We start from the raw sequence: 13,759 nt of genomic DNA, 5'->3' as shown, positions 1-13,759 counted from the left end.
TGCCGGCGATGGGGTGCAAAGCACCCCTGGGTGGATCAGACACTCAGCATCAGGAACTCACGCTCCCACGAGCTGATCACCCGCTTGTAGTTCTCGTGCTCGGCACGCTTGACCGCCACATAACCCTGGACGAATTGCTTGCCCAGGTACTGCTGCACGGTCTCGCAGTCTTCCATGTGCTGCAGCGCGTCCTCGATGGTGATCGGCAGGCGCAGGTTGCGCCGCTCGTAGGCACGGCCCTGCACAGGTGCGCTGGGCTCGATGCGCTCGACCATGCCCAGGTAGCCGCACAGAAGGCTGGCGGCGATGGCCAGGTACGGGTTGGCGTCGGCGCCCGGCAGGCGGTTTTCCACGCGCATTGCCTCGGGGCTTGAGGTGGGTACGCGCAGCCCGGCGGTACGGTTTTCCTCACCCCACTCGACGTTCACTGGTGCCGAGGTGTCCGGCAGGAAGCGGCGGAACGAGTTGACGTTGGGCGCGAACATCGGCAGCAGCTTGGGGATGTACTTCTGCAAACCGCCGATGTGGTACAGGAACAGCTGGCTCATGCTGCCGTCTTCATTGGCGAAGATCGGCTTGCCGGTGGCGATGTCGACCACGCTCTGGTGCAGGTGCATGGCACTGCCGGGCTCGTCGGTGATCGGCTTGGCCATGAAGGTGGCGGCCACGTTGTGCTTGAGCGCGGCTTCACGCATGGTGCGCTTGAACACGGTGATCTGGTCGGCCAGGTCCAGGGCGTCGCCGTGGCGGAAGTTGATCTCCATCTGCGCCGGGCCGTCTTCATGGATCAGCGTGTCCAGGTCCAGGCCCTGGATCTCGCACCAGTCGTAGACGTCTTCGAACAGCGGATCGAACTCGTTGGCGGCATCGATCGAGAACGACTGGCGGCCGCTTTCGGCACGGCCGGAACGCCCCAGCGGCACTTGCAGCGGCAAGTCCGGGTCTTCGCAGCGCTGGGTCAGGTAGAACTCCATCTCCGGTGCCACGATCGGCTGCCAGCCTTTGTCGGCATAAAGCTTGAGCACTTTCTTCAGCACGTTGCGCGGCGACAGTTCGATGGGGTTGCCTTGCTTGTCGAAGGTGTCGTGGATAACGATCGCGGTCGGCTCGATCGCCCACGGGATCTGGTACACGGCGCTCGGGTCTGGGCGGCAAACCATGTCGATGTCGGCGGCATCGAGCAGGTTGTAGTAGATGTCATCGTCGACATAGTCGCCGGTGACCGTCTGCAGCAGCACGCTCTCGGGCAGGCGCATGCCACGCTCGTGGAGAAACTTGGCGGTGGGTGCGATCTTGCCGCGGGCGATGCCGGTCAGGTCGCTGATCACGCATTCGACTTCGGTGATACGGTGTTCTTTCAGCCAGGCGGACAGCTGATCGAAGGGGGCGTTCATACAGACCTCTTGGTTGGGTTTTGGTGTGGGAGCAAGCGTGCCAGCGTAAACCGTTCCAGGGTTTCGAAGGCGTCCCGCTTCCCAGGTGACGCGCTGGAGACTATCTTGGTCGCAGCCCGCAAGGCTGATCTATCCACTTTCTCCGGCAATGAATGCACCAAAAGAGTGCAACTAGGACCGAGCGTGACAACCGCCAATGCCCTGCAAGTCCAGGCTTACCACACCACCGACGTAACCGAACAAGTACGTGCCACCCCTGGCTGGCAGCAGCAGTACCGGCAGATGTCGCCCGGGCATTTCAGCGGTGAGCTGCGTTGCCTGGGGCTGGACGGGGTGGAGGTGTACGAGGAGCGGCTGAACACCCGGGTGGAGCAGTTTTTCCGCGCGCCGAGCGGTTCGCTGGCGTTCTGCTTCGACCGCAGCGAGAACAGCCTGTACCTGCTGAACGAGCAGAGCCGGAACATCTGGATCACGCCAGAGAACTACCAGGAAGTGGCGGTCGTGTTCGACCAGGCCTTCCTGGCGCGCCATGGGCTTGACCCGCAGCGCCTGGAAGGGTTGTTCATGGTGCCGCTGGGCAGCGGGCAGAATGCGCTGTTCGGCAGTTGGCTGAGTGCGACACTGACCCGCTTGGGCCAGGCGGATTGCCCTCTGCAGGGGCAGGCCCTGGCGGAGCAATTGCTGGAGGACTGCCTGTTCATCCTCGACAACGCCTGCCAACGCCTGCAGGGCGTGGCGTTGGGCCGGCGTGACGAGGAACGGGCGATCATGCGGCGGGTGAGCGAGTGGGCGGCCGACTGCCCGGAGGAGACGCTGAACCTGGTGGAGCTGGCGGGTGTTGCCGGGGTTTCCTTGCGTCAGTTGCAGCAAGCCTTCAAGGCGTTTACCGGGATGCCGCCGGCGCACTGGTTGCGCCTGCGCCGGCTGAACGGTGCGCGGCGCGATCTGCTGCATGGCGGTGAAGTGACCGTGGCCGAGGTGGCGATGCGTTGGTCGTTCTGGCATTTGGGAAGGTTTTCAGAGAGTTACCGGCAGTTGTTCAAGGAGTTTCCCAGCGAGACTTTGAAGCGGGGCAGGGGCTGAATCTGGTGGTGTAGCTGCTGGCCTCTTCGCGGGCTCGCCCGCTCCCACAGGGACCTCACAATACCTGGCCCTGAGGTGATCCTGTGAGAGCGGGCAAGCCCGCGAGGAGGCCGGCCCAGGCATACACAACCCAGCATTCCACAGCAAAAATTGCTATCGTGCCGCCCTGATTCCCCCCGAGGTGCCGATGTTCTACCTGCCTTTGCCCAGCGACCAGGCCGACAGCCTCGCCAGCGAGCCCACCACCGACTTCTTCACCACCGCCAGCGTGCTCGACGCCGCCGCCGTGCTGTTCGTGCAGAACCTGCCGCGCCAGCCCGCCACCGCCTCGGCGGATGCGCAGGAACGCCGCTTTGCCGAAATCGTGCGCATTGCCAACGAGGTCGAAAGCGCCGCACCGGGGCGCTTCCAGGGCCAGGTGGCGCAGCACTTCGATCGCGAAGCCTTCGCCATGGGCCTGGGCATGCTGGGCGAAAACGGGATCGCACTGCTGTCGACCGAGGTGGAGTACCAGGCCGAGGAGTTGCTGGACGCCGAGGGCCAGTGGAATTTCCAGTTCGCCGACAGCTACCGCCAGCGGGCAACACCGCTGCACCCGGTGTATCTGCCTTCGCTGGCCAGCGACCTGATGCTCAGCGACCAACAGAACCGCCTGCTGCGCGAATTCCTCAGTGGTATCGATGAGTCGGTGGCGGTGCAGGGCTTTGCCGGCACCGGCAAGACCTTCCTGATTCACCAGTTCGCCCGCCTGCTCGAGCCCCAGCGCACGCTGTTGCTGGCCTTGACCGAAGGCCAGCTGCGCGCCCTGCAGGCGCGGGTCAAGGACGCCGCCGCCTACACCGCGCTGACCTTCGGCCAGCTGGCCGACGAGCTGCTCAACCGCGACCTCACCAGCAATGGCTGGCGCCTGCGCGACCCGTATCGCACCAAGCTTTCGTGGCGCCCGCAGGATGCGCAGGTGGTACGTTGGCTGGCCATCCCCGACATCGGCCCGCTCGCCGCGCGCGATGTGGTTGCCTTGTGCATCCGCGCGGTACGCACGTTCTGCCACAGCGCCGACACCCTGCTGCAGTTGCACCACCTGCCGTGGGCCGGGCCGGGTACCACGCCGCTGGACCAGGAAGTGTTGCTGGAAAAGGCACGCCTGTACTGGCAGGAGCTGATTCGCCCGTCGGCACGGGAAATCCAGTTGCCGGTGCGCGATTACCATCGGGTCAAACTGCTGTCGCTGACCGGTCATGTGATCGACAGCCGCTACACCCATGTCATCGTCGACGAGGCCCACGAGCTGTCGGCACCGATGCTTGCCGTGCTCGACCGCAGCCCGCAGTCGATCATTGCCCTGGGTGACGAGCTGCAGAACCTCAACGGCCTCAGCGCGCACCATGGCGGCTTTATCCGCCAGCGTTACATCGACCATTCACTGCGGGCCGGGCCGGCGATGGACAACGTGCTGAACCCGCTGATCAATGCCCACCCGGCGGCGATCCAGGCGGCCTTCAGTGGCAGCGCCGAGCACTACACCCGGGTCAGCTTTTTCGATGCGGTAACGGTGCCGGAACAGCCTACGGCGCTGATCGTCGACGATGAATGGGGCCTGTTTGGCTGGTTCCAGCGCCTGACCCACCAAGGCGTGCCGTTCGTGCTGCTGAAAAGCGCGCGCAAGGACTTCGAGCTGTTCGTCGAAGACTGCATCGAGTTGTACCGCCATGGCACCCGGCCGCGTCACCCGATGCTGTTCCGCTATGCCAGCTGGCAGGCGCTGGAGCAGGACAAGGGTGACGACAAGGCATTCGTCGCCGTGGCCAACATGCTGCGCAAGGGCTACACGCCAGAGCACTTTGCCAGGGCCAAGAGCCGTTACCGTTGGGACAAGGCGCCCAAGCTGTTCCTGGGGCGGGTGCGCGATGTGAAGAACATGGAGTTCGCCCGGGTGATGGTGTCGCCGGAGCTGATGGTAGCGCCGCAGGTAGCGGGGAACCGCAATGAACGGGCGCGGATGCTGGCGGGGTTGTATACCGCCTGTTCGCGGGCGCGGCATGAACTGATCGTGCCGGGGGGGATGCTGGATTGGGTCAAGGACCAGGTTCGGGATTGAGATTGTTGGGGCTGCTTTGCAGCCCATCGCGACACAAGGCCGCTCCTACAAGGGACCGCGATACAGGCCGACCCCACAGGATCGCACCGTGATCGTCTGTAGGAGCGGCCTTGTGTCGCGATGGGCCGCAAAGCGGCCCCTGTTACGCTGGATCAGTTACGGTCCAGCCACACAGTCTGGGCATTGGTGAACTCACGCACACCAAAGTGCGACAGTTCACGCCCGAAGCCGCTCTTCTTCACCCCGCCAAACGCCACGCGGGGGTCGGAAGCGCAATAGCCGTTGATGAACACGCCGCCGGTATCCAGCGCCGCGGTCATGCGTTCGGCCAGCGCGTAGTCGGCGGTGTAGATGGTCGAGGCCAGGCCGAATTCGCTGTCGTTGGCCAGCTCCACCGCATGCTCCGCATCACGTGCGCTGATGATCGCAGCCACCGGCCCGAACAGTTCCTGCTTGAACGCAGTCATCTGCGGGGTGACGTTGGCGAACACGGTCGGCGCGTAGAAGTTGGCCACGCCATCGACCTTGTGGCCGCCCAGCAGCAGGGTGGCGCCTTCGGCGATGGTCGCCTGGACCTGGCCATCCAGCTCGTCGCGCAGGTCGTAACGGGCCATCGGGCCGATGTAGGTACTTTCTTCCAGCGGGTTGCCGACCTTCAGCTCGCGAGTAGCCTCGACGAACTTGCGGGTGAATTCGTCAACGATGCTTTCCTCGACGATCAGGCGCTTGGCCGCAGCGCAGACCTGGCCGGTGTTCTGATAACGGCCGATCACGGCAGCTTTCACGGCGGCATCCAGGTCGGCGTCGGCCAGCACGATGAACGGGTCGGAACCGCCCAGCTCCAGCACGCACTTCTTCAGCGCAGCGCCGGCTTGCGCACCAATCGCCATGCCGGCACGCACGCTGCCGGTCAGGGTCACGGCGGCGATGCGCGGGTCGTTGATGGCGCGGGTGACGCCGTCCGGGGTCACGTTCAGCACTTCGAACACGCCTTCCGGCAGGCCGGCATCCTTGAACAGCTCGCCCAGCAGGTAGGCGCTGCCCATCACGTTCGGCGCGTGCTTGAGTACGTAGGTGTTGCCGGCCAGGATCGCCGGCACGGCGCCGCGCAGTACCTGCCAGACCGGGAAGTTCCATGGCATCACGGCCAGGATCGGGCCCAGCGGGCGGTATTCGATGCGGGCTTTCTCGACCTGGGTCGGCTCGGGGGCGAGCATGGCCGGGCCGTGTTCGGCGTACCAGCGGCACAGGCCGACGCACTTGCTGACCTCACCACGGGCCTGGGCGACAGGCTTGCCGATTTCGCGGCTGATCATTTGCGCGAAGGCTTCGGCCTTGGTTTCGAGGGTACTGGCCAAGGCGAGCAGGTACTCGCTGCGCTGACCCAGCGACACCTGGCGCCACTGGCGGTAGCCAACCTTGGCGCGTTGCAGCGCCGCTTCCAATGCGGCGTCGGTGTCGAACGGGTAGGCGCCGATCTGCTCGCCGCTGTACGGGTCGAGGGAGATGGCGTGGGTCAGGCTGCTGATCGCACTCATGGCGGGACACTCTCGTTGTAATTGATCCGTGACGCCAGACTAGTGGGCTATGGCTTTAATGAAAACTGAATAATAATGAGCGAAACATTCACGTTTGGAGAATGGCTGTGGACCTGGTGCAACTCGAGATCTTCAAGGCCGTGGCAGAGCAGGGCAGCATCAGTGCCGCTGCTCAGCATATCCACCGGGTGCCGTCGAACCTGACCACGCGTATCAAGCAACTGGAGGAGGACCTGGGCGTGGAGCTTTTCATACGTGAAAAGAGCCGCCTGCGCCTTTCCCCCGCAGGCTGGAACTTCCTCGAGTACACCCGGCGCATCCTTGACCTGGTGCACGAGGCGCGGCTGACAGTGGCCGGTGAAGACCCGCAGGGCACTTTCGCCCTGGGGTCGCTGGAAAGCACGGCCGCGGTGCGCATCCCGGCCTTGCTGGCGGCCTATAACCAGCGTTACCCCAAGGTCGACCTGGACCTGTCCACCGGGCCTTCCGGGACCATGCTCGAAGGCGTGCTGTCGGGGCGCCTGGTAGCGGCGTTCGTAGACGGCCCGGTGCTGCACCCGACGCTGGAGGGCATGCCGGTGTTCGAGGAAGAAATGATGGTCATCGCGCCGCTCAACCACGCCCCGGTAACCCGCGCCCAGGACGTCAACGGCGAAAGCATCTACGCCTTCCGCGCCAACTGCTCATACCGGCATCACTTCGAGAACTGGTTCGTGCAGGACCAGGCGGTACCGGGCAAGATCCACGAAATGGAGTCGTACCACGGCATGCTGGCCTGCGTCAGCGCCGGCGCCGGCCTGGCCATGATGCCGCGCAGCATGCTCGACAACATGCCCGGTTGCAGCACCGTCAGTGCCTGGCCGATGTCGGAGGATTTCCGTTACCTGAAGACCTGGCTGGTGTGGCGCCGGGGCACGGTATCGCGCAGTTTGAGCATGTTCGTGAAACTGCTCGAGGAAGGGCGCGCAACCTGATGTTCCAGCGCAATATCCACCCCATTGATGCGAATTTCATCAAGACGACCATGCATCAGCACGAACGCCGTTACGCCTGAAGGATCAGATAATAGGTAAGCCATCCTCGAAAGGAGGGTCGTACCATGCGTAACCATCACTATGCCCTCGGCGCGGCGCTGCTGATCGCCCTGGCGCTGCCATGGACCCTGGCGGCTGCCGCCGACCTCAATGCCCCTATCGACATGCAGGCCGTGCAACTGCAACAGCAGGAGCAGAACGGCGTCCGCTACCTGCAAGGCGGCATCGGCCAGGATGAAGCCAACGCCCTGCGCAAGACCCCGGGCTATGACCTGCACGTAGAACTCTCCACCGGCCCGGAAGGCAAGTTCCAGAGCGGTGCTACCGTCGACATCCAGAATGCACAGGGCCAGCCCGTGCTCAGTCTTACGGATGCCGGGCCGCTGCTGTATGTGCAGTTGCCTCCCGGCAAATACAAAGTGACTGGCAACGCCCAGGGTGAGACGGTGCAGCAATTGGTGACCGTGAATGGCAAGACCCCCACCACCGTGAACCTGAACTGGCGGTGATGGAAAAACGGGCAGGAGTACGGATGTGCTCCTGCCTGAAAGGAGCACATCGCCATGAGCCTGGATCTTCAGCTGGAGATGTTGGACGAGCGGGGCTATGTGTTGCTCCCCGGTGTGCTCGAGCCCTTGCGTATCGCCTTGCTGCGCTGCGCCATCGATGACCTGCAGCCCATCCACTGGGATTACCAGGGGCTGCTGGAACACTACAAGTGCGTATTCAACCGCAACCCGTTGTGGTTACCCTTTCTCGACCTGCCGCCGCTGATTGCCCTGGCCGAAGCGGCACTGGGCGCCGACTGCCATGTGATCGGCCAGACCGCCTGGCGCAGCCACCCGGGCTACCCCGGCATGGCCCTGCACCTGGACCATCTGCCCATGCAGTTGCCCGACTGGCTCAGCGAGCGCGGCGACTTCACCCAGCCCCCGCAAATCCTGACTGCGCAGCTGTACCTCAGCGATATCGACCATCACATCGGGCCAACCTGGATTGTGCCCGGCAGCCACCGCGCTGCACGGCCACCGCAGGCTGGCGAGCAACACTGGCAGGGCCGTGAGGCCCAGCCGGTGCTGTGCAATGCCGGGGACGCGCTGGTGTTTCGCAGCGATGTCTGGCATAGCGGCGGGGCCAACTGCACCCAATCAAGCCAGCGCGACATGCTGCAAGTGCACTATGGACGGCGCATGGTCGCGCAGAAGTTTTCGCCATACCTGAACTGGCGTTTCAACCCGCAGGTGCTGGAGGAAGCCACACCCAGGCAAAGGCGCCTGCTGGGCGAACACGAAGAGGCGGAATACGACTGACTGCTGCTGTTCGGCATGGCAGATGCTGGCGCAGGGTATTAGCCAATGGTGGCAATTCACTTTCAACTTTCTGTTTATCTGGTCGATAATCAGAAAACTATTACTTCGTGTGACCGGTCGGGATGCATCCGGTCACCACATAAGATCGAGGGGCCCAAGCCCCCACTTGTCGTATAGACCATCAGGAGAAGTCATTGATGAAAACCCGTCTAGCAGCTTCGCTGGCTGCTGCAGTGCTGGCCTTTGCCGGGGCGAATCTGGCCCAGGCAGCGCAGGTGAGCGGTGCCGTTGGCGCTACTGGCCAAGGTGACATGACCTACCGTATCGGCCTGTCGTTCGACTGGGACAAGAAATGGCTGGAAAGCAGCACCGGTCATCTGACTGGATACTGGGATGCGGCCTACACCTATTGGGAAGGCGGTGAGGCCAGTGGTGCACATTCACTGTCGTTCAGCCCGGTGTTCACCTACGAGTTCAGCGGTTTTACCTACACCCCGTACATCGAGGCCGGCATTGGTTTGGCGGCGTTTTCCAAGACCGACGTGGGCGACCAGCGCCTGGGCTCGTCGGTCAACTTCGAAGACCGCATCGGCTTTGGTCTGAAACTGCCGGGGCAGCAGAAGGTGGGGATCCGCGCTATGCATTACTCCAACGCGGGGCTCAAGCAGCCTAACGACGGCATCGAGTCGTACTCGCTGTTCTACAGCAAAGGGTTCTGAGACCGGGGGCCGCTTTGCGGCCCATCGCCGGCAAGCCAGCTCCCACAGGGACCGCGCAGTTCTTTGGATCTGCGCTGGCCCCTAAAGGGACTGCGTATGGCTGGGACGATGCGGTCGAGGTGGGAGCTGGCTTGCCGGCGATGGGCTGCAAAGCAGCCCCATTAACTGTCAGAAGGTATACGAAACCCCAGCTTGCACTGTCCTTGGCGCACCCGGGTAGACGTAGTTGTTGAACGCGCCCTCGTCATAGCCCTTGTTGAACACGTTCTTCACATCCAGGTTCAGCCGCACGTGTTCGTTGACCTTGTAGAAGCTCAGCAGGTCCACCACGCTGTAGCGCTCCATGGTGTAGGTCGTGGCTGCCGTCTGACCGGCGCGATCATCCACGTACTTCACCCCGACCCCCAGCCCCAGCCCCTTGGCCAGGCCATCCTGGAACTCGTAGGTGTTCAGCAGGCTGAAGCTGTTGCGCGGGATGTTGGCCAGGCGTGTGCCCTTGGGCAGGGTCGTATCCTGGGTGACTTCGGCGTCCACGTAGGCATAGCCACCGATCACGCGCCACTCTGGCGTCAGGTTGCCGGCGATGTTGATGTCCAGGCCACGGCTGCGCACTTCGCCGGCCGCAATACTGTAGGTACCGGTTGAGTCGTTCGGGTCGCGCGCCAGGACGTTCTCCTTGACGATGTGATAGATCGCCGCGTCGATGCTCAGCTGGCGGTCGAGTGCCTCCCATTTCACACCCAGTTCGTAGGACTTGCCTTTCTCCGGGTCGAAGCCTCCGCCTCCGCTTGGCGTGCCGGTGTTGGGCTTGAACGAGCGCGCGGTGTTGGCATAGACCGCAACCGTATCGGTCAGGTCGTAGATCAGGCCGAAGCGTGGGGTGACGCCGTTTTCGCCCTTGCTGAAGTCGCGGTTGGTCGGCAGCTTGTCGTCGTAATCGTGCTCGAAGCGCTCGAAGCGCACACCCGCCAGCGCCTTCAGTCGCTCGGTCAGGGCCACTTGGTCCTGGATGAATGCCGCCCAGGTCTTCAGGTTTTCCTTGTCATGGGTGGTGGTGCGGGTCAGGGCAGGGCGTGGCTGGCCCAGTACCGGGTCGAAGATGTCAATCGGGTACTTATCGGCACCGCTGGCCGAGCGCTGGATGATCGAGTTGTAGTCGTAGTCTTCGTACTCGATGCCCGTCAGCAGTGTATGAGCGTAGCCGCCGGTGTCGAAGTGGCCGGTGAGGTTGAGCTGGTAGTCGCGGTCGGTCCACTCCAGTTTGCGGTAGTTGAAGTTGCGCCCCAGCGTGCGACCGTCAGCCTGCAATGCGTTGGCCTCCACGGCGTTGCCCTTGAGCGAGCCGTCGAGCCACTGCATGCCACCGCCCAGCGTCCAGTTGTCGTTGAGCAGGTGCTCGAAACGCAACTGGGCCATGTTGTTGTCGTTGTGCAGCAGGTTGTCGCTGCCCTTTTCCCAGATGTTGGTGTCGCGCGAAGCTGTGCCGAGCTGGCCGGGCAGGCGGGTCAGGCCACGGTCCAGCGGGTGGTTGTTGCGCATGAAGTCGCCCTCGAAGACGATCTTCGTGCTGTCGTTGACCTGCCAGCTGAGCACCGGCGCCACGTCATAGCGCTCGCTTTCCACATCGTCACGGAAGCTTTCGCCGCCTTCACCCAGCAGGTTCAGGCGGTAGGCCAGCGAGCCGTCCTGATTCAGCGGCCCGGTAGCGTCCAGGGTAGCGCGGTGCATGCCCTGGTCATCGAACTGGCTGCCCAGGGTGACTTTCGACTCTGGCAGCGGCTGCTTGCTGACCACGTTGAAGGTGCCGCCTGGGTCGCCACGGCCGTACAGGCTGCTGGCCGGGCCACGGATCACTTCCAGGCGTTCGACGGTGTTGGCGTCGGGGGCGTTGGGGTAGCCGCGGTTGATCGGGAAACCGTTGCGGTAGAACTCACCGGTGGTGAAGCCACGCACGGTGAAAGTGGTCAGGCCCTGGCCGCCGAAGTTGTTGGCGCGGCCGACGCCGCCGGCGTAGTCCAGGCCGTCCTGCAGACGCGTGGCGCCGGTGTCTTCCAGTACATCCTTGGGCACCACGCTGACCGATTGCGGGGTTTCGTGCAGGGCAGTGTCGGTGCGGGTGGCGCTGGCCGAGCGGGTAGCCTTGTAACCCTCGACCGGGCCATCGGCACGTTCGCTGTCGGCGCTGCTGGTGATGTTCAGGGCCTGGAGTTCGATCTGGGTGGGTTCGCTGAGCGGTTCAGGCTCGGCAAAGGCCAGCGGAGAGACAGCATGAAGCACACAAAGCGAAACGAACGTGCGACGCATCGACGGTACGATCCTGGAGTAGGGCGCTGAGGGTAGGGTGGGCAAGCGCCGAGAAACTACTACGAATCATTATCAAATGCATTCTTTTTGTGTGGCACTGGTGTACCAGATATCAAGTGGAATTTGTGCTGGATTCTTCGCGGGCACGGCCGCTCCCACAGGTTCGTCACAGGTTCCGGGTTTGTGCATGAACTGTGGGAGCGGGCGTGCCCGCGAAGGGGCCAGTTCAGGCGCAGCAGCTCTCAGCGAACCGCCTTGATCGCCAACACATTGCACAGTGGATGCTCCAGCACATGCGCCGTGGTCCCGCCCAGGAACGTCTGCATGGCATCATGCCGGTGGCTGCCCATCACGATCACATCCGCCCGGCTGTGCCCGACGAACTGAGCAATTGCCTTGATCGCGGCCCCTTCCAGGAAGTGCCTGCGCTCCAGCGGGATCTGGTGGTGGTCGCCCAGCCGGTTGAACGCCGCCCGCTGCGCGGTGCGCACGCTGACATCGAAGCCGGGCATGGTCACCGTGCCAGCGCCGAAGTCGGCAATGTGTGTCTTGGCCGCGTCGCACACATGCAGCAGGTGCAACTCGGCATTGCACTGCAGGGCCAGGGCATGGGCGCAGCGGATCACCTGCTCATCCAGATGCTCGCCTGCGCCATGGCTGTTCAGGTCCACCGCGGCGGCAATCTGCCGGGGCAGGGGCAGGCGGATATCGCTGACCAGGTGCACGGCGACCGGGCTGTCCTTCAGCAACTGCCAGTCCAGTGGCGTTACCAGCAGGCGCTTGAGCACCGGTTCGTGCTGCACATCCTTGATCAGCAGGTCGCAGCCCAGGCGCTCGACCCGTTCCAGCACACTGCTCAGCGGGTCGCGGGTCAGCAGCAGTTCGGTAGATACATCCAGGCCGGCGTTGGCCAGTTGCTCGGCTTCGTCCGCCAGCCATTGGCGGTTGTCACTGAGCAGCCGTTCCCGCTCGCGGCTATCGCTCATCAAACCGAAGGTGTCGACATCGTCGACGAACACGTTGATATCCAGCAACGCACCGCTGGATTCCGCCAGCGCCGCAGCGCGTTGCAGCGCCGGCGTGTGGCGCATCTGCGGGCCGAGCATGACGAACAGACGCTTGAACTGGCTCATCTCACACCTCCACGTGTGGCAGCCCCCCGGTGATCTGGTCTTGTTCAGTCTAGACTGCGCAGGGCGCATGAGCAGCCTGGCGGAGGCTGGCGCGGCACTGCGTGTCGGGTATGATGCGGGCCCCATCATTTTCACGAGGCCCGCCCCATGTCCCTGAGTGCTGAACAGATCGGCGAATTCCGCGCCTTTGCCGAGCAGCTGGCCGATGCCGCTGCCGTGGCGATCAAGCCATACTTTCGCGCCAGCCTGGACGTCGAGGACAAGGGTGGGCGCCTGTACGACCCGGTGACCGTGGCCGACAAGGCAGCCGAGGACGCCATGCGCGGGCTGATCCAGGCCCGCTACCCCGACCACGGCATCCTCGGTGAAGAAGCCGGCGTGGCAGTCGGCAGCAGCCCGCTGACCTGGGTGCTCGACCCGATCGACGGCACCCGCGCCTTCATCACCGGCCTGCCGCTGTGGGGCACGCTGATTGCCCTGAACGACGGCACCCGCCCGGTGGTTGGGGTGATGAACCAGCCGTTCACCGGCGAACGCTTTGTCGGAACGCCGGAAGGCGCCTGGCGCAGCGGTGCGCCGTTGAAGACCCGCGCCTGTGCCGACCTGGCCTCAGCCACGTTGATGTGCACCACGCCGGACATGTTCGATACCGCCGCGCGCAAGGCCGCGTTCGAGGCCGTTGCCGGCAAGGCGCGCCTGATGCGCTACGGTGGCGATTGCTATGCCTACTGCATGCTGGCTTCCGGGTTTGTCGACGTGATCGTCGAGGCGAGCCTGCAGCCATATGATGTGCAGGCGTTGATGCCGATCATCGAAGGGGCGGGCGGGGTGATCACGGCGTGGGATGGCAGCAGCGCGCAGAATGGTGGGTGCGTGGTGGCTTGTGGCGACCCGGCGCTGCATGCGCAGGTGGTGGAGATGTTGCGTCACGCCATGTAATTCATGTATTGCCTGCGCCGGCCTCTTCGCGGGCTTGCCCGCTCCCACAGGTTCACCACAGGTGCTGCGGGCTGTGCAGTCCCTGTGGGAGCGGGCAAGCCCGCGAGAGGCCGGCACAGGTATCCAAAACCCTCGATCACCGCACTTTTTCCAATTTCCGGGCTCTATGCATGGCCAGGCCACACTGATCCACGGTGCGGCCGCCGA

The 13,759-nt window shown here is 63.9% G+C and carries 11 protein-coding genes; 7 read left to right on the top strand and 4 right to left on the bottom strand.

The genetic code is table 11. The features are described 5' to 3' along the window. Positions 1–35: 35 nt before the first annotated feature. Positions 36–1,394, bottom strand: a complete 1,359-nt coding sequence (locus tag ACLCGK_RS23235) for a glutamine synthetase family protein (protein WP_013972693.1) — start codon at positions 1,392–1,394, stop codon at positions 36–38. 183 nt (positions 1,395–1,577) lie between these two features. Here ACLCGK_RS23235 and ACLCGK_RS23230 point away from each other — a divergent pair, with 183 nt between their 5' ends. Beyond that, on the top strand, positions 1,578–2,477 hold the full coding sequence (locus ACLCGK_RS23230) for a helix-turn-helix domain-containing protein (protein WP_410953055.1): 900 nt from the start codon (positions 1,578–1,580) through the stop codon (positions 2,475–2,477). 187 nt (positions 2,478–2,664) lie between these two features. Further along, positions 2,665–4,575 (top strand): hypothetical protein, encoded by a 1,911-nt coding sequence (locus tag ACLCGK_RS23225; protein WP_410953054.1) that lies wholly within the window; start codon positions 2,665–2,667, stop codon positions 4,573–4,575. Positions 4,576–4,727: 152 nt separating this feature from the next. Here ACLCGK_RS23225 and ACLCGK_RS23220 read toward each other — a convergent pair whose 3' ends face one another. After that, positions 4,728–6,113 (bottom strand): aldehyde dehydrogenase family protein, encoded by a 1,386-nt coding sequence (locus ACLCGK_RS23220; protein ID WP_015270394.1) that lies wholly within the window; start codon positions 6,111–6,113, stop codon positions 4,728–4,730. A 107-nt stretch (positions 6,114–6,220) separates the two neighbouring features. On the opposite strand from ACLCGK_RS23220, the gene ptrR reads away from it, so the two are divergent. The 4 genes from ptrR to ACLCGK_RS23200 all read left to right on the top strand — a co-directional run bounded on the left by ptrR (position 6,221) and on the right by ACLCGK_RS23200 (position 9,176). Then, complete coding sequence (gene ptrR / locus ACLCGK_RS23215) at positions 6,221–7,087, top strand: putrescine utilization regulator PtrR (RefSeq protein ID WP_013972688.1); 867 nt, start codon at positions 6,221–6,223, stop codon at positions 7,085–7,087. A gap of 125 nt (positions 7,088–7,212) precedes the next feature. Continuing rightward, positions 7,213–7,656, top strand: coding sequence for a hypothetical protein (locus ACLCGK_RS23210; RefSeq protein ID WP_054573257.1), 444 nt, complete (start codon positions 7,213–7,215; stop codon positions 7,654–7,656). A gap of 54 nt (positions 7,657–7,710) precedes the next feature. After that, positions 7,711–8,457 (top strand): phytanoyl-CoA dioxygenase family protein, encoded by a 747-nt coding sequence (locus ACLCGK_RS23205; protein ID WP_015270392.1) that lies wholly within the window; start codon positions 7,711–7,713, stop codon positions 8,455–8,457. Between the two features lie 197 nt (positions 8,458–8,654). Further along, entirely contained in the window at positions 8,655–9,176 is a 522-nt protein-coding gene (locus tag ACLCGK_RS23200) for an acyloxyacyl hydrolase (RefSeq protein WP_410953053.1), read from the top strand. 168 nt (positions 9,177–9,344) lie between these two features. On the opposite strand, the gene ACLCGK_RS23195 is transcribed toward ACLCGK_RS23200, so the two are convergent. Together ACLCGK_RS23195 and ACLCGK_RS23190 are read right to left on the bottom strand one after the other, a co-directional pair. Further along, entirely contained in the window at positions 9,345–11,480 is a 2,136-nt protein-coding gene (locus ACLCGK_RS23195) for a TonB-dependent siderophore receptor (protein WP_410953052.1), read from the bottom strand. A gap of 242 nt (positions 11,481–11,722) precedes the next feature. Then, the gene (locus ACLCGK_RS23190; protein WP_013972683.1) at positions 11,723–12,613 is read right to left on the bottom strand and encodes a universal stress protein; all 891 of its coding nucleotides are present in this window, start codon (positions 12,611–12,613) and stop codon (positions 11,723–11,725) included. A 147-nt stretch (positions 12,614–12,760) separates the two neighbouring features. On the opposite strand from ACLCGK_RS23190, the gene hisN reads away from it, so the two are divergent. Then, complete coding sequence (hisN, locus tag ACLCGK_RS23185; protein ID WP_410953051.1) at positions 12,761–13,552, top strand: histidinol-phosphatase; 792 nt, start codon at positions 12,761–12,763, stop codon at positions 13,550–13,552. Positions 13,553–13,759 lie beyond the last annotated feature (207 nt).

The sequence above is a fragment of the Pseudomonas sp. S1(2024) genome (genome assembly GCF_046557535.1).
The sequence above is the reverse complement of the archived record's forward strand: the minus strand, read 5'-3'. Positions and strand labels throughout refer to the sequence as shown.